Here is a 16,024-nt window from a genome sequence, read left to right as displayed (position 1 = left end):
GCTAGGCCGCCGGTGCGCTGGTGAACAGTTCGGAATTGTAGAACGTCTTGGCGTCCACAACGTCAGTGATCTTCTCATCCTTCTTGAATTGTTCCTGCAGGCCCTTCAGCCAGGTGTAGACGGTTCCTTCGGACGAGAGTGTGTCAAGTTCCTTGGTGGTGAACAGCTTGGCAACGCTGGCCTGGGCGGCCATGTCCTCTTCCTTGAGCTTGAGGAACTTCGCCGTGAGCGCGATCGTGCTTTCCTGGTTGCTGTGCCGGTAGTCATTGGCGCTCTTGACCACGGAGATGAAGCTGGTGGCCAGTTCCTTGTCTTTCGCGGCACGGCCGGCGCCTGCCACGAAGGTGGAGGGGAACGTCAGGGTGTCGATGAAGTCCTCGTTGGAGAACAGCTCAACCAGGTCCGGCTGGCCCTTCTTGGCGCTGTCGATCAAGGGGTACCAGAGGGCGGCCCCGTCGATCTGCTTTGAGGCGAACGCTGCGACGATGGCGGGCGGTTCCATGGCTGTTACCTCGAAGTCATCGCGGGTGAGGCCTTCCTTTGCCAGGGCAAGGCTGAACAGCTGGTCGCCGGAGGTGCCGATGGGCACGGCGACCTTCTTGCCCTTCAGGTCGGCAAGGGTCTTGTTGCCGGGCTGGGCGATGATGCGGTCAGCGTTGGAGACGGAGTTGACGGCCCAGATCTCGGCCTTGCCCGAGGCCGGCAGCCAGAGCGCGCCGGAGCCGATGTAGGCGACATCGACATTGTCCGTGCCCAGCGCCTGGATGGCCAGCGGGCCGTTGGTGAACGGCAGGTACTTGGGCTTCAGGCCGGCCTTGGCCCAGTACCCTTCCTGGTCCGCCACGGCCATCAAGGCCGCACCGTTGTAGTCGGCAATGTAACCGACCTTGATCTCAACGGCTTCCTTGGCGCCCTGGCCGCCGGCTGCGGCATCGTCCGTTTTGGCTCCGCAGGCTGCCAGCAACGAGATGGCTGCTGCGCCCATGGACAGCTGGAGGACATTGCGGCGTGAAAAGTTTGTTGACATGACGTCTCCTGGAAAGTTGCGTGCCCGTCGTCGGGCCATTGCTGTGGGTGTGTTGAATGACGGAGTTACTGGTGTGCCTCGGCGATGCCCGGCTGGTGGTAGACGGCCTCCCACACCTGGGCGCGCAGCCGGGCAAACTCGTCCGAGAGGCGCATTGCCTCCGTGCGCGGGTAAGGTAGGTCGATTTTGATTTCCCTGTAGATCCGGCCCGGGCGTGCAGCCATGACGATTACCCTGGAGGCCAGGAACACCGACTCGTCGACGTCGTGGGTGACGAACATGACTGTGCGCCGTTCCTTGGTCCAGGTCTCCAGGAGCTGCTCCTGCATGTGCACGCGGGTCAACGCGTCAAGGGCGCCGAAGGGTTCGTCCATGAGCAGGATTTCGGGGTCGACGGCGTAAGCGCGGGCGATGGCGCAACGCTGCTTCATGCCGCCGGAAAGTTCCTTGGGCAGGGCCTCGGCAAAGCGGGTCAGTCCCACCAATTCAAGATAGTGGTCCACGATGACGCGGCGTTCCTTGGCGGGAACCTTCTTCAGCTCGAGTCCAAACTCAACGTTCTTCCGTACTGTGAGCCAGGGGAACAGCGCGTACTGCTGGAAGATGACGCCGGTGCGGGTGCTGGGCCCGTGCACCTCCCTGTCATCGACCATGACGCGGCCGCTCGTGGGATCCAGCAGGCCCGCTGCGGCATTGAGCATGGTGGACTTGCCACAGCCCGAGGGGCCCACGACGGTGACGAATTCGCCGTCGGCTATGTCGAGGTTCACCCCGTCCAGGGCGGTGAAGGTGGTGCCCGTGAGGGTGAACTCCTGGCGCAGGTCCTCAAAGCGGATCATGGCGTTTGTCGTTGCGGTTGTCATGGCGTTTGTCGTTGCGGTTGTCATGGGTTGTCCTTAGCGGCGTTCTTGCCAGCGGGTCAGGTGGGCCTCGACCATCAACAGCAGGCGGTCCATGAGCAGGCCGAAGATGCCGATGACAACCACGTTGACGAGGATGGTGGGCATGTCATAGAAGGTCTGGGCCTGTTGCATGCGCATGCCCAGTCCGTTCGGGGCAGCCAGGAGTTCGGCGGCAACCACTGTGGCCCAGCCAGCACCCAGCCCGATCCGCATGCCCACCAGGATGAATGGCGAGGATGCAGGCACCACGACGCGCCGGAAGATGACGAAGCTGTTGGCGCCCAGCACGCGGGCTGCATTGATGAGCGTCTTGTCCACGCTGACCACGCCCTGGTAGGTGGAGATGACGCAGGAAAGGAACGCTGCCAGGAAGATCACGAAGATCTTCGGCGTTTCGCCGATGCCCATGGTCACCATGACCAGGGGAAGCAGCGCCAGTGGCGGAATGGTGCGGAAAAACTGCACCCACGGCTCAATGATGGCGCGGCCCACTTGGTACCAGCCCATCAGGAATCCCACGGGGATTGCCAGCAGGCTGCCAATCAGGAAGCCGGTGAGGACGCGGGCCAGGGAGGCGCCGGAGTCTTCGGCGAGGGTGCCGTCGGCCAGCAGCTCGCCGCCCCTGGCGACGACTTCGATGGGACCGGGAAGGCCCACGACTCCCGCGGCTGAAAACACCGACCACGCGACCAGGCCTGCCGCCACAGAGCCAAAATTGATGGCGAGCAGTGCCTTGCGGCTGAGCTTGCGGCGAATGGGGTTCGCCGTCTTCTTGGGGGCACCGGCAGTGCTGCCGGAGTGCTCACTGGGTGTCTTGCTGCGAGTGGTTGCCGACAGCTGGTCGACGAGAGAGATGGTGTCTTTTGGTGCCATGGCACAAATCTATGGTATGGATCACATCATGTCAACAGCCTTTACATAAATAGACTTGTCGTTAACTTTTGTGGCGTTTTTGGTCCAGGGGGACGACGTCGGACAGGGCACCAACCCTCAGCTGATGGTTGCCAGCGCCCAATGCTTCAGGGCCGTCTGGGCGGCACCGTCGCTGCCTGCGCTGGGCGCAAACTCGGCGGTGCTGATGGTGGTCCGGCGCGGGCCGAGGTCAAGGTGTTGTTCGGCCAGGGCCGTGCGCACCGGCGCCAGAAGTGGTTCCCCGAATTGGGAGAGTTCCCCGGCAATGACGACGCGGCTCGGATCCAACAGGACGCAGGCTCCAACAATGGCGTGAGCCAGCAGTTCACCTGCCCAGTCAACGATGTTGGCGGCGATGTCATTTCCGTCGGCTGCGGCCTGGGCCAGCTCGGCAATGGAGGCAAAGGATTGCCCCCGATGGGCGGCCTCAACCAGCACATTGGCTTCGTTGATGAAGCTTTCGAGGCAGCCGTGGCGGCCGCACCAGCACAATGGGCCGGCGAAGTCGACACTGAGGTGGCCCAGTTCCCCGGCGAGACCATTGCCGCCACGAAGGAGTGCCCCGTTTGTAACCACGGCGGAGCTGATGCCTGCCGAAAGCACCACGTAGAGCAGGTTTTCACTGTCCTTGCCATAGGCCATGGCGGCGAGGCGGATGTTGTTGTCCCACAGCAGGGGAGCGGGCAGCACCTCCCGCAGTGGTGCCAGGGTGGCTCCCTGCGGATCAAGCTGCCGTTCGGCGCCGTCGGACAAGGAGAGGGGATTGGCGTGTCGGCTGGCAATGCCCACGCCGGTGCCGACCACGGTCCCGGGGGTGATTCGGCCGTCGTCGATCAGCTGCTGGACCATGTCGGCGGCAAGTTTCACCTTCCCGTCCAGTGCCATCGAGCTGGAGATTTCCTGGCGTTCGCGGGTGACAGTGGAGCCGTCGAAGCCTGTGACGGAGATGCTGATGCGACGCCGGCCCAACTCAAGGCCGACGGCGGCGCCGGCCTTGGGATTGAGTGACAGGACCTTCGTGGGCCTCCCGTTGCGTCCGGCGGCGTGGAACGACTGGTCGTTTTCGGTCAGCACGCCCCGGCTGCGAAGTTCTCCCACGATGGCGGACAGTGTGGTGCGGGAGAGCTTGGTGTCTGTCTCGAGTTCCCTGCGGGTCCTGCTGCCGTGGGCCACCAGCGACTCCAATACGCGCAGTTCATGTCTACGCCGCACGGCTTGCAAGGCGCTGTCGTCAGATGTCAGCACGGGTCCTACTTTCTCAATGTCAGCGGGTCACCTGGCCCAGCATGCAGGCGTTCCATCAGCGGGATTTCCTTATGCGGACCATTTATGTAAAGCCTATTGTCTTTAATCCTTTTTCACGGCAAGCGCCACGAAGTTTCTTGGCGGGCCCCGGCGGGGTTGGCGGCGGGCCGGCACTGCGCCGGATTAACCGCCGGGATCCGGTTGCAGACAAGACGGAATCTGGTTGACTGTTTCCATGGCGCAACCCACGTACATGAATCCATTTGTCCTGCCGGTGCCAGCTTGCAAAGCCGTGCGTGACGGGTCCCTGGATGTCTACAGGCCGGACGGGCCGCACGGGCCGCACGGCACGGAAAGCAGTGAGGGGGACATCGCACCCCTGCTGCCGGCCATCATATTTGTCCACGGCGGCCCGGTTCCGCCGGAGATGCAGCCCCGCCCCAGGGACTGGCCGGTCTTCGCTGGTTATGGTTCCTTGGCGGCGGCGCACGGGGCTGTTGGCGTCGTCATTGAGCACGGATTGGTCTCACCGGCCGCGTATGCGGATGCCGCCCGGGATGTTGTCGATGCGGCCGCCGCTGTGCGCCTTCTTCCCGGGGTGGATCCTGAACGCGTGGCCCTGTGGTTCTTTTCCGGGGCCGGCATGCTGGCAGCGGATTGGATCAGGGACACGCCAGGGTGGCTGCGCTGCATCGCGGCCAGCTATCCGCTCATGGCGCCGTGGCCGGGAATGGATGTCGAGGCCCGCTTCCGCCCCACGTCGGCACTGGCGGAGGCTGGTGACGTGCCCATGCTTGTCACCCGAGTGGGACAGGAACAGCCTGTCATTGCTGTCACTGTGGATGAATTCATCGCTGAAGCGCGTGTGCGGCAGGCGCGGCTGGACGTCATCGAGGTTGCGGACGGACACCACAGCTTTGACATTGTCGACGACACGGATGCATCGCGTGCGGCGGTGCAACAAGCCATGGACTGGGTGCTGCGCCGGCTGTTGGCGTAAATCTGTGCCGGCATGCGGGGTTGCCGGGCTGGCGGGCTGGCGGGCAGACAACCGCATCCCTGACACCCCCGGGAGGGGTTTAGGGGTTGATGCGGGCTGCGTGGATGAACTCTTGGATGAGCTTGATGTCTTTGACTCCGCGGCTGGATTCAACACCGCTGGAGACGTCCACGCCGCTGGGACCAAGTGAAGCAGCCAGTTCGGCCACGTTGAAAGGGGTGAGGCCCCCGGCGAGCAGCCAAAAGCCCCGGGGCGCTCCACCCTTGAGCAAGCTGGCATCAAAGGTGACGCCCGCACCGGGTTCGACGGCGTCAAGCAGGATGCGCTCGGACTCCCACGCCAGCTGTTCCGCGGCATCCAGCGTGTTGTAGGCGTCCGCCGAGAAGGCGCGCAACGTCCGGAATCCATCCGCGTGAAGACGGGCCATGTCGGCTGGCGATTCATTGCCATGCAGTTGAACTGTGCTGATTGCGGCCCGGCGGGATATTGCCACAACCTCGTCGATGGGCTGGTTGCGGAACACTCCCACGGTTTCAACACCCTCAGGAACGGTGCTGCCAAGCTCGGCGGCCAGTTCGGCTAAGACTGTCCGGGGGCTGCCGGGGGCAAAGACGAAACCAATGGCATCGGCTCCGGCGTCCACCGCCGCGGCAACTGTTTCCACAGTCTGCAAACCGCAAATCTTTACGTACATACCCAGCCTCAAAGCTAACTTTCGCCCAACAACGCGAACGGGGATCCGCCGTCGTGCGTCCCAAGAGCCATCTTAACAGCCTTGCCGCACTGGACACGGCCTGTTTGGGGAAGACGACCACTCGTCGGTGGAGAGTCGAGTCCCGATGCGTGGCATGTCAGACCCGGCTGTCATGATGGGTGCTACAACTGCAGGGGGGAGCGCGGGCATGATGCTTGAGGGTACCGACAACATGGTGCTGACTGACGAGTTCAGGAAAGCACTGACCTTGCTCGACGGTGGCAACAGCCTGTTCCTGACGGGGAAGGCTGGTACGGGAAAGTCCACTTTGGTGCGGCACTTCCTGGGCTCGACCCGGCGAAATGTCATTGTGGCTGCCCCCACGGGAATCGCCGCGCTGAATGTCGAGGGCTACACCATCCACAGATTGTTCTCCTTCAGCCCGCGAACCACCGTGGAACAGGTAAAGTCTGCCGACTATTACCCGCGGAGTTTCGCCAAAACCATCAAGAGCCTGGACACGCTGGTCATTGATGAAGCGTCCATGATCCGTGCAGACTTGTTTGACTGCATTGCTGCTGCCCTTGAACGGTTTGGCCCGAAACCCGGCACACGGTTTGGCGGCGTGCAAATTGTGTTGGTGGGCGACCTGTATCAGCTCCCTCCAGTGGTGACCGAGGTCGAGTCCGAGTACTTCAGCACACGCTACAGCTCACCTTATTTCTTCGCAGCGGACAGCTACGACCACGCACATTTCCCGCTGGTTGAACTCACCACCATGTTTCGCCAGGTCGGCGACACGCAGCTGGTGCACGTCCTCAACTCTGTGCGGGAAGGCGCTCTGCAGGAAGTGGAACGTGCGGTGCTCAACGCCAGGACGGATGCGTCCTTCCTGCCTCCCTTGGATGAATTTTGGTTGACGCTGGCAACGACCAACCGGATCGCCGGCGCCCGGAACCGGGAGATGCTCGAACAGCTGCCCATGCCCGCGCTGCAACATGTCGCGAGCGTCACCGGGGACGTGGACGGGTTCGACAAGCCGACGGAGGATGTCCTCGAATATCAAGTGGGGGCTCAGATCATGCTGCTCTCCAACGATGCCGACAGGCGCTGGGCCAACGGCACGATTGGCCGGATCACGGGCCACTTCACTGTCGAGGGTGAGGTCATGGTGGAGGTCGAGCTCCCTGGCGGCACACGCGCGGAAGTGGGGCCGCACACGTGGGAAATCAACCGCCCGGTGGTCGAGGCGGGCCGCCTGCGCCATGACGTGATTGGCACCTACACGCAGCTGCCGTTCCGCCTTGCCTGGGCCATCACCATACACAAGAGCCAGGGACAGACGCTTGACCGCATGGTTGTCGACCTGGCCGGCGGGACTTTCGCCTACGGTCAGCTGTATGTGGCGCTGAGCCGGTGCACCAGCATGGACGGACTGGTGCTGCGGCGTGACATTCAGCCCAAGGATTTGAAGGTGGACCAGCGCATCCGCCGATTCCTGCGGTCGGGCGGAACTGAGATGGCACCGCGCGGCAGCGTCTATCTTGGGGTCAGCACCGTGGGCGACGAAGGCAGGGCCTGGCGTCCGCGCCCGATCGAGATAGCTCTCGTGACCGATGACGGCCTCGAGGTCACCACCTTGGTCAATCCCGAACGCGACCTTGGGGATGCCCGCGCTGTCTACGGCATCTCGGCCGGCGACATCCAGTTGGCGCCACTCCTGACCGAAGCGTGGGCGGCCCTGGCGCCGCACCTCGCCGGCAGGACTCCAGTCGGCGAGGACATTGACCAGTCACTTGGCTACTTCGATTACGAACTCAAACGCAACGGATACGTCGTGCCCATGCCCCTCGGCGTGGAGATCGACAGAGCCAAAATTACACCCCGTGAGGCGGAACGGCTGAGGGCACCGGATGCCCTTGAACGGGCCCGGGCCGTGCGCGACATTGCCGGCGCAGGTTCGGCCCGCAATGTCTTTGCCGACGTCTTTCCCGATCCAGGGCAGCGCACAGGCTACTTATTGACTCGCGGCCGGGATGCCGGGAACTTCAGCCTGGGCGGCATTGTCACAGCAGGGGAATCCGCCGCTGCTGTGCTGGCCGGGCATTTGCGCACCACCGCGCAACGCACCAGCCTGAACGCCCAAACCAGGATCCTCCTTCACGCTGTTGAAGCCCGGACCGGGCACCAGATCCTGGATCCGGAACAGGAGGCGTCCGGCGAACAGGACATCTCGGCTGTGCTCATTGCGGGCGCGCGGGTGTGTTTCACCGGAACCGTCATCGACGGGGCGGGCACCATGTACTCGCGTCCCGACATGGAAGCCATTGCCGTTTCAATGGGTTTGGAACCCGTGGGAAGCGTGACCAAGTCCAAGTGCGAGGCGCTGGTGACGGCGGAAGTCGGTTCGCAATCCGGCAAGGCCAGGAATGCGGCCAAGTACAACAAACCTACGTTCGACGCCGGGCAGTTCCTTCAATGGTCCAGGAACCCAGGCGAGTGGGCTGAAGGCAACAATAAACCGCAGGAGCCAACCGTCGACCACGTGTCGGTGGGCGACGTACCGGCGACTACGACCCCCAGCAGCTCGGGGCTTGGTCTGAAGAATTTTCTGGCGGGCAGCCTTCAACGGTGGAAGGGATAGCAGTTTTACTGGCAATCCCTTAGCAGTCAGCTGGGTGTCAAGCGCCAGCCCGGCATCCGAGCCTCACTGACGGCGGTTTCTTTCACGGGCACATTTGATCCCTGGTTGCCGCAGGTGCCGACGCGTGGCAGGAATGCGGCTCCAAGAGTGCGGAGGCTAGGGCAGTTTGCCGCGGCTGTGTGCCCGGCGCCCCGGGCACACAGTTCAGGAAAACACTGTGTCCGCCATCGCCCAGATGACGTAGCCGCTGACGGGCACCAGCACCAGCCATTCCCGCACCGAGCCGGCATTGCCCAAAAGCGGCAGTGCAATGTTGCCGTTGGGCCGCCAGATGTTCTTCACCAGCGGCACCTTGCGCAGGAACCGGGGAGGCCTGATCCGCAACGGCCAGATGAGGTTGCAGCCGCCGGTTGTCAGCATGTCCCCGAGTATGTGCATGGCCACGCCCAGTGCCATGGCCAGGGGAAACCAGAACTCTTCCTGCGGGGCAAAGAACGTGACGAAGGCGCCAGCGGCAATGCCCATCACCCACGGGAACTTGCGCATGGTGTCAGGGATGAACTTCAGGGCCTTGGCAGCGAACGACGTCAGCAGCACGGCCAGTAATCCTGCGCCGGGGAAAATGGTGCCAAAAGTTGGCAGCTCGACTGTCCACATCCCGGCGAGCACCGCGATGGCGACAAAGATGGCAAGGCCCAGGACGGAGTGTGTGCCGTGCCGGTGGCCTCCTGACATCTTGCCCACCTGTATGCACATGATGTTTGAAAGCGGCGGCAGGGAATGGGCAATCGTTGCGTGGCGGTGGTCCGCGTCGGGCACCAGCGCGGCGCCGGCCGTCACCATGGCGCCGACGAGCACACCCGTAGGGGTGAGGTCAAGCAGCCCCATGCCGACGGTCACCTGCTCGGGAAGTGCCGGCAGCACACCCGACACTGCCCCCAGTCCCACGTCAAATTGTGTGGTCAGGGCCAGCCAGACGGCGGCGCCGCTGGCAGCGTGATGGGGTCCCATCATGGGGTCACGTCCTTGCATGCTCGGGTTTTTTGTTCTGATCCCGCAACACGTGGACAAAACCTGCTGCTCCAAGCCTAGGGGCAGCCGCTGACATTCCAGGACGCGTGCGGCAGGGGTCACACAACCAAGGAGTTGGAGGATGCGTTCAAATCCAGGGGCCGCAGCGAAGACCCCGGATGTGGAAGGCGGGAGCACCTCAATCGACCACGCTGGCGACTCATGGGTGAGAATGGATTCCACAGACACCTTCGACGCCAGGGGAAGCTCCATGAGCGATTCAAACACTGCGGCGGCCAGTGAATTCCGGCCCGCCATTTCCAAGCCCGCCATGAGGGCCCTGGCGGGCGCAGGCATCATCAGCTACGAGCACCTGGCCGAGGCGGCTGCTGCGGACCTCCTCCAGCTTCACGGCATGGGACCCAAGGGGATTCGTATTCTGCGCGCGGAGCTGGCCTTGCGGGGCCTGGCGTTCGACGGCGAATAGCAGCCCTTGTGTGCCCGGCTGCGGCGCACTGGCCGGACGCACTGACTATTTGGTGAGCTGGAGCAGCCTATTTGGTGAGCTGGAGCAGCATCTCGATGGTGCCCGTGCCCTCAACCTTGACGAAACCCAGGTTGGGGGCGTCAATGCCGAAGTCGGAGAACACGATGGGAATGGATCCCTGCACCTCAACGCCGCCGTCCGTTGCCTGCGCTTCGAGACTGACTGTGACCGGCTTGGTCACCCCGGCAACTGTCAGGTCCCCGGCTGCCTGAACCGACACGGGCCCGCTGCTCAGGGTGCCAATGTCCACAGGCGTGGTTAAGGCAAAGGTGGATGTGGGAAATTCCTGCGTCTTCAGGATGCCCAGGAACTGGCTGTCCCGGCTGCTGTTGTCTGTCGCAACGCCCGTCATGGTGACAGTCGCCGTCGCGGTGCTCAGCGAGGTGCCGTCGATGGTTGCCTGCCCTTCGACGTCGTCGGTCCGGCCCACGACGGTGACGTTCTGGCCGTTGAGGACTTCCTTTACCCGGTACCCGGCCTGGGAAGTGTCGGCGATTTGCCATTTGCCGGCGATGGAGCCGGCGTCGAGGGTGCTGGACGGGCCGGTGCCGGCGGTCGGTGTCGACAGGGCGAGCTGGTCCAAGGACTTGCTGTTCTCGATATTTGCGTAGACGGCACTTCCACCCCAGATGGCGCCGATGACGACCAATAGGGATCCTGCGATGATGATCCATTTCCTGCGCATGCGCTGCCCCTCAAAAATTGGCTCGGAGCAATGAACTATGCCACTGCCGGCTGGGGATAAGCTGGGACTTTCCTGGACCCGATCCATGACTGTTTGGTTCCAGCCGGCATCCGGGGTTCCCGAGTCAAGTCATGCGGCGTAGCGTTGACTCATGAGCGAAGAACCAGGTGAAGAACGGCCCGAGCGGGGCCCCGGGAAGAGCCCATCAAATGAGGGCGGACCTCGGTCACCGGTGGAGGAATTCATCAAACTCGTTGTCCCGGAGCCTGCCCTGCTGGAAGAGGAAACGTCAAGTGACCCCGACATTGAACCCCGGGTCACGGGCTCGTAACCTTACGCACCAAGAGAGTGGGGATGCCATGAACACGCCGCCACGGAACGCGCCGCGCCTGCAGGTGCCGCCTGCAAAAGCATCGATTCCCGATCCCAGCCGGCCGCCGATCTCGCCGGACCCGACCCAGCCGCCGGACCCAACCAGGCCGTCCCCGCCCGGCGAACCTTTCCCTGCGCCGTTCCCTCCGGATCCAACATTTCCGCCCGATCCCATGGAGCCACCAGAGCCCGGCACACCGCCGCAGCCACCGCCAGCCCCGCCCTTCCCGGGCGACGGCCGCTAGCCGACGGCCACCAAGGGAGCGCCTGCCGCCCTGCGCTCTCCGGGACGAGCGGGAGGCAATCCGTGCCGCAGTTCTCGCAGTGGCCTCCCTAAATGGGTCATCTGCCCCATGCGTCAGGGGCACGCCGGCCATACGCTCTTCACATCAAGTGAAGGAGCCCACAATGTCAACGACAACACCGCAGCAGTCCGCAGTACTGGCGGAGTCCGAAACAGCACTCCCGGAGGACACGGCCGAACATTTTTCCGGCTACGCAGTCATGGGGCTGCCGTTCAGCTCCGGCCACTACCTGGCGTTCAGGCGTTTCCCGGCAAGCTCTGTTGGCCCCGGCTACCACGCCGTGTGGCTCCGCACCCCCGACGGGCAGTGGAGCATCCATGCAGATGCCCCTCCGGAAGTCAGCTGCGCCAGGTACTTTGGCACAGCCGTGCAGGAAACCAGCCAGTCAACCGTCACGGCTGAATGGACGAGCCCTTGGGATCTGACCGTGATTGTGCCCGGGGTTGTGCGTTGGGAGCTGGGCATGAAGGCGGGCTGGACGACTGCGGCGGCCACGGCGATGGCCCGGCACATGCCCCCGGCGCTGTGGCGAAGGGATGTCGCATTGCACGCCATGGGCAGGATGATGGGTCCCGCACTGGGCGCTGGGAAGCTGACCTTCAGCGGCCGTGTCCCCAACGGCCAGTCGTTTCAGGCGAGGCCCCTGCGCGTGTGGAGCATTGGCACCAGCCGGGCAACCGTTGCAGGGGTCGACGTCGGATCCCCCCGGCCGCTCCCCGTGCAGGACCACCTGGCCGACTTTTGGCTTCCGCAACGGGGATTGTTCGTGGCCGAGCTGGCCCTCAGATTCCCGTCAACAGCAGCAACATCCGCAGCAGCACCGGCTGCAACGCAGAACGGATGGGCGTCATGAGCATCGTGGCAGCCATTCAGGAATCCGAAGCCACGGGACTCGCCGGGGAAATTTTTGCCACCGACATTCAAGCCATGGGCTACGTCCCCAGCCACACCAGTGTCCTGGCCCTGAATCCGGAGGCCTACGGTGCATGGCGGGCGCTGCAGTCGGCCATCGCCGGATCATTGGGCATGCGCCGCTACGAGCTGGTGACCCTGGCCGCCGCGCGCGGCCTTGGCTCCGCCGCCTGCCTGCTGGCCCACGGGAAAAAGTCACTGAAATTCATGGCCGAAACGGACCTCGTCCGGCTTGCCCGGGACCACCACGACGCGGGCCTTTCTGCGGCGGAGGTGGCCGTGATGGACTTTGCGTACAAGCTCAGCACGAACGCCGCCGCCATGGACGACGGCGACTCGCAGTCCCTGCGCGACGTTGGCTTCAGCGACCGGGAGATCGTTGACATCGCCCTGGCTGCGGCAGCCCGGAACTACTTCAGCAAGGCGCTGCAGGCCCTGGCCATAGATGTCGACGTCCCGCCCGGACTGAGCCGGCAACTGCAGGACGCCCTGCTCGCCCCGCCCGGTGCCGTGCCGCCCGCAGGCCGGGAGTTCAATGCTGCCTGAAGAACTGGGGTCAGGTACTTTTCGGCCGTAGAATTGACGTGTGGCGGATCAAGGTTCGGAACGCTCCAACGTGCCTCCAGCTGGGCACGTCCCAGCGGGGCCGTTGCAGCGCGGTCCGGCGCCCATCCGGCGTCCGGAAATTCTGGCAGCCTTGTCGCTCGCCATCGACCTCGGCCTCGGACAGCCCATGGAACACATGCTGCGGGCCACTCTTCTGGGGCTGCGCATGGCGAAACTCGTCGACATTGACCAAGCGGGCCGCGACCGCATCTACTACGCAAACCAGCTCGCCTGGATTGGCTGCCACGCCGACTCCTTTGAACTGGCGGCCCTCTTTGGCGATGACATCTCGTTCCGGAACGACTACTATCTCATCGACGCCCACGGGATCCCCATGCTGTCCTTGATGCTGCGCCACACGGGAACCGGGCTCCCTCGCTGGCAGCGTGCGGCCCGTCAGGCGCAGTTCGCAGCAACGGCAAACTCGGCTGTCAGGGCCTTGATCCGCTCGCATTGCAGCTCAGCGGGCCGCTTGGCCGAGCGCGTGGGATTGGACCAAGGCATGCCTGCCATTCTCAGCCACACCTTTGAACGCTGGGACGGCAAGGGGCTCCCGGCAGGACGGTCCGGCGTTGAAATTCCGCTGGAAATGCGCATCGCCCAACTCGCAGACACGGCCGAAGTCTTCCTCCGGACGTCCGGATTGGCAGCGGCGGTGGGCACTGTCAAGGAACGCCGCGGGACCCAATTCGACCCCCTGCTGGCGGATTTGTTCTGTGCGCATGCCGTCGAGCTGACGGCCGGGCTGCTGGACCTTGACCCGTGGCCGGCAGCCCTCTCGGCCGCCCCGGACGAGGCACCCCTGTCGGCGGCCGGGATCGACACCATTCTGTCTGCCATGGGAGATTTTGCAGACCTGAAGTCGCCTTACACCGCCGGGCATTCCCGCGCCGTGGCTGTGCTGGCGGCAGGCGCGGCGGGGGAGCGCGGACTGCCAAGCGACGAGGTGGCAGTGCTCCGGCGCGCGGGGTGGGCCCACGATCTGGGCCGGATGGGCGTCTCCAACGGAATCTGGGACAAAATCTCGGCACTGTCGGCCATGGACGTTGAGCGCCTGCAGATGTACCCGTACCTGAGCGAGCGCATCCTGGGCAGGGTTCCGGGCCTGCAGCGGGTGGCTGAGGTTGCCGGTTCACATCACGAACGGCTCGACGGCTCGGGCTATCCGCGCGGACTTGCCGGTGGCCGCCTTGACGAAAGCCAGCGGATTCTCGCCGCCGCCGACTCCTACCAGACGTCGCTGGAGCCGCGGCCGCACCGGGCCGTGTTGGCGCCGCGTGCAGCGGGACAGCGGTTGTGGTTCGAGGCCCGGGCGGGCCGTTTGGGCGAGGACGCCGTCAATGCGGTCCTTGTCGTGGCCGGGCATGGGGCGGCACGACGGCGCAGCCCACCCTCTGGTTTGACCGGAAGGGAACTGGAGGTGCTCAGGCGGCTGTGCCAAGGGATGAACAACAAGGACATCGCCGCTGCATTGTTCATCGCCCCGAAGACGGCGCGCAACCATGTGGAGCACATTTATGCCAAGATTGGTGCCACAAACCGTGTCTCGGCCACCCTCTATGCCCTTGACCACGGCCTGTGGGACAGATCTGGTTAGTTGGCAGGCAGCGGTCGCCGGTCTAAGCGGTGTCGGGGCGGTTTCTTGTTTGCGAAAAAATGGACCTCGGCCGGGGCACCAGCACGCCATCCACTGTGGTGTCCACCGATTCGTTGTAAAACGCGATCCTGCCCTCGATGGCTCCGACGGCAGGGTAGGGATGCGGGTAGGACCACGCGACGCCGGGTGCTCCCGGGGCATCCCAATATTCATCCGCGTAGCCCTTGTAGGGACAGTGGCTGCGATTGGCACTGATGCTGAGCGTGCCCAGGTCAACGTCGCTGCGCGGGAAGTAGAAGCGGGTTGGCAGGTAAGTTTCAAACAACAAAACCGGGTGGGGGGTCTCGGCGAGTGTCACGCCGTCCAGCGCAACACTGACATGGCGTGAGCTCGGGAGCGCCTCGACCCGTTTGTGGGGATCCCTCGGATGGCCGTGGACCTCTTGATCCTCCTCCAACCAGCGGTCCACAATGCCCGACTGCCAATTGAACACGACCCGGTCGATCAGCACAGGGTCATCAAGGATCCAGGCTGCGTGCGGGATGACCCTGTCGGCCACGTGCAGGTCAAACCATCGGGCAACCGGCCCCTTGGGCAGATGGAAAAACGGTCCGTCGACGGGACCATCGTCCCGCGGCAGTAAAAGATCCATGCGCACGTCGGCCTTGGCGAAGGCGTATGACGGGACGGGAAACTTTTCTTCCCAAAACAGCATCGGCGCCCGGGTGTCAACCACGACGGTGTCACCGACAATGGCACGCACCCATTTTTCGCTCAATTCGATCCGCACGGGGACCACCTGATTTCCGCTAGTGGGGATGAAAGGAATTTTACGCCGGAGACGCCGGCCCGGCCATGCCCGGCGACCGTTTTCGGGATTCCGGACCGCGAGGTTTGGAGCCAACGGCAGATGGGTGCGTGCAAGGCAACCGCCGCCAGGGAGGATAATTGGGGGCAATGACCACCACGCTGATGCCTTCAGCAGATTTAGGGGAACACATGTCCACGCTCAAGCAGCAACTGAAGACAGACGTCGTCGGGCACATGAAAGCGGGCAACAAGATTGCCCTGACCACCGTTCGCAACGTCCTGGGCGAGATCGAGACGCGTGAAAAGGGTGGCAAGACCCCCGTCGAGTTCGATGACGCCCAAGTCATCACCTTGTTGCAAAAAGAAGCTGCCAAGCGCCGGGACACCGCAAAGATTTACAGCGAAGCGGGCGAGCCCGAGCGCGCAGGCGCGGAGATTGCCGAGGCGGAAGTCATCGAGGCCTACCTGCCGAAGCCGCTCAACGCCGAAGAGGCAGCAGCGGTGGTTGATCGCATCATCACCGGCCTCGAAGCCGGGCAGGGCAAACTTTCAATGAAGCAGATGGGCCTGGCCATGAAGCCCATAACTGCCGAGATCGCCGGCCGTTTCGACGGCAAGGCCGTCTCCGAAATGGTCCGCAAGCGACTCCAGTAGGAATTGCCTGCACCAACAGCATGAGTTTTTTCGGCCTGCTTCGGCCCTGGCAATAAGCCCGCACGAAGCAGCCCGTCCGTCCCTGGCAGGAGCCGGGGACG

The 16,024-nt window shown here is 63.9% G+C and carries 16 protein-coding genes; 8 read left to right on the top strand and 8 right to left on the bottom strand.

Features of this window, described 5'->3' with window-relative positions; genetic code table 11:
* Position 1 precedes the first annotated feature (1 nt).
* The 4 genes from AC1L6K_RS13490 to AC1L6K_RS13475 form a co-directional block, all read right to left on the bottom strand.
* On the bottom strand, positions 2–1,027 hold the full coding sequence (locus AC1L6K_RS13490; RefSeq protein ID WP_480949374.1) for an aliphatic sulfonate ABC transporter substrate-binding protein: 1,026 nt from the start codon (positions 1,025–1,027) through the stop codon (positions 2–4).
* Positions 1,028–1,092: 65 nt separating this feature from the next.
* Positions 1,093–1,914 (bottom strand): ABC transporter ATP-binding protein, encoded by an 822-nt coding sequence (locus AC1L6K_RS13485; protein WP_480949373.1) that lies wholly within the window; start codon positions 1,912–1,914, stop codon positions 1,093–1,095.
* A 9-nt stretch (positions 1,915–1,923) separates the two neighbouring features.
* Positions 1,924–2,802, bottom strand: coding sequence for an ABC transporter permease (locus tag AC1L6K_RS13480; protein ID WP_480949372.1), 879 nt, complete (start codon positions 2,800–2,802; stop codon positions 1,924–1,926).
* A gap of 117 nt (positions 2,803–2,919) precedes the next feature.
* Positions 2,920–4,086 (bottom strand): ROK family protein, encoded by a 1,167-nt coding sequence (locus AC1L6K_RS13475; RefSeq protein ID WP_480949371.1) that lies wholly within the window; start codon positions 4,084–4,086, stop codon positions 2,920–2,922.
* A gap of 235 nt (positions 4,087–4,321) precedes the next feature.
* Here AC1L6K_RS13475 and AC1L6K_RS13470 point away from each other — a divergent pair, with 235 nt between their 5' ends.
* Positions 4,322–5,086: an alpha/beta hydrolase family protein gene (locus AC1L6K_RS13470; protein WP_480949370.1), complete on the top strand. Its 765-nt coding sequence runs from the start codon at positions 4,322–4,324 to the stop codon at positions 5,084–5,086.
* Between the two features lie 79 nt (positions 5,087–5,165).
* Here AC1L6K_RS13470 and AC1L6K_RS13465 read toward each other — a convergent pair whose 3' ends face one another.
* Positions 5,166–5,780, bottom strand: coding sequence for a phosphoribosylanthranilate isomerase (locus tag AC1L6K_RS13465; RefSeq protein ID WP_480949369.1), 615 nt, complete (start codon positions 5,778–5,780; stop codon positions 5,166–5,168).
* A 208-nt stretch (positions 5,781–5,988) separates the two neighbouring features.
* Between AC1L6K_RS13465 and AC1L6K_RS13460 the strand changes: the two genes are divergently transcribed.
* A complete protein-coding gene (locus tag AC1L6K_RS13460) occupies positions 5,989–8,424 on the top strand; it encodes an AAA family ATPase (RefSeq protein WP_480949368.1) in 2,436 nt (811 codons plus the stop codon).
* Positions 8,425–8,628: 204 nt separating this feature from the next.
* On the opposite strand, the gene AC1L6K_RS13455 is transcribed toward AC1L6K_RS13460, so the two are convergent.
* Positions 8,629–9,438, bottom strand: a complete 810-nt coding sequence (locus AC1L6K_RS13455; RefSeq protein ID WP_480949367.1) for a metal-dependent hydrolase — start codon at positions 9,436–9,438, stop codon at positions 8,629–8,631.
* Positions 9,439–9,577: 139 nt separating this feature from the next.
* On the opposite strand from AC1L6K_RS13455, the gene AC1L6K_RS13450 reads away from it, so the two are divergent.
* A complete protein-coding gene (locus AC1L6K_RS13450; RefSeq protein WP_480949366.1) occupies positions 9,578–9,922 on the top strand; it encodes a helix-hairpin-helix domain-containing protein in 345 nt (114 codons plus the stop codon).
* A 67-nt stretch (positions 9,923–9,989) separates the two neighbouring features.
* Here the strand turns inward: AC1L6K_RS13450 and AC1L6K_RS13445 are convergent, their stop codons facing one another.
* Complete coding sequence (locus AC1L6K_RS13445) at positions 9,990–10,667, bottom strand: YceI family protein (protein WP_480949365.1); 678 nt, start codon at positions 10,665–10,667, stop codon at positions 9,990–9,992.
* 151 nt (positions 10,668–10,818) lie between these two features.
* Between AC1L6K_RS13445 and AC1L6K_RS13440 the strand changes: the two genes are divergently transcribed.
* The 4 genes from AC1L6K_RS13440 (at position 10,819) to AC1L6K_RS13425 (ending at position 14,459) form a co-directional block, all read left to right on the top strand.
* Complete coding sequence (locus AC1L6K_RS13440; protein ID WP_480949364.1) at positions 10,819–10,998, top strand: hypothetical protein; 180 nt, start codon at positions 10,819–10,821, stop codon at positions 10,996–10,998.
* Between the two features lie 449 nt (positions 10,999–11,447).
* On the top strand, positions 11,448–12,197 hold the full coding sequence (locus tag AC1L6K_RS13435) for a hypothetical protein (protein WP_480949363.1): 750 nt from the start codon (positions 11,448–11,450) through the stop codon (positions 12,195–12,197).
* Positions 12,194–12,802, top strand: a complete 609-nt coding sequence (locus AC1L6K_RS13430; protein WP_480949362.1) for a carboxymuconolactone decarboxylase family protein — start codon at positions 12,194–12,196, stop codon at positions 12,800–12,802. Before AC1L6K_RS13435 ends, AC1L6K_RS13430 begins: the two co-directional genes overlap by 4 nt.
* Before the next feature lie 40 nt (positions 12,803–12,842).
* Positions 12,843–14,459 (top strand): HD domain-containing phosphohydrolase, encoded by a 1,617-nt coding sequence (locus AC1L6K_RS13425; protein WP_480949361.1) that lies wholly within the window; start codon positions 12,843–12,845, stop codon positions 14,457–14,459.
* A 22-nt stretch (positions 14,460–14,481) separates the two neighbouring features.
* On the opposite strand, the gene AC1L6K_RS13420 is transcribed toward AC1L6K_RS13425, so the two are convergent.
* Entirely contained in the window at positions 14,482–15,249 is a 768-nt protein-coding gene (locus AC1L6K_RS13420) for a DUF427 domain-containing protein (RefSeq protein ID WP_480949360.1), read from the bottom strand.
* Positions 15,250–15,458: 209 nt separating this feature from the next.
* Between AC1L6K_RS13420 and AC1L6K_RS13415 the strand changes: the two genes are divergently transcribed.
* Positions 15,459–15,923, top strand: a complete 465-nt coding sequence (locus tag AC1L6K_RS13415; RefSeq protein WP_480952773.1) for a GatB/YqeY domain-containing protein — start codon at positions 15,459–15,461, stop codon at positions 15,921–15,923.
* Positions 15,924–16,024 lie beyond the last annotated feature (101 nt).

This window comes from Specibacter sp. BI4 (assembly GCF_056680095.1).
Note: the sequence above shows the minus strand (reverse complement) of the source record. Positions and strands in the feature narration are given on the sequence as shown.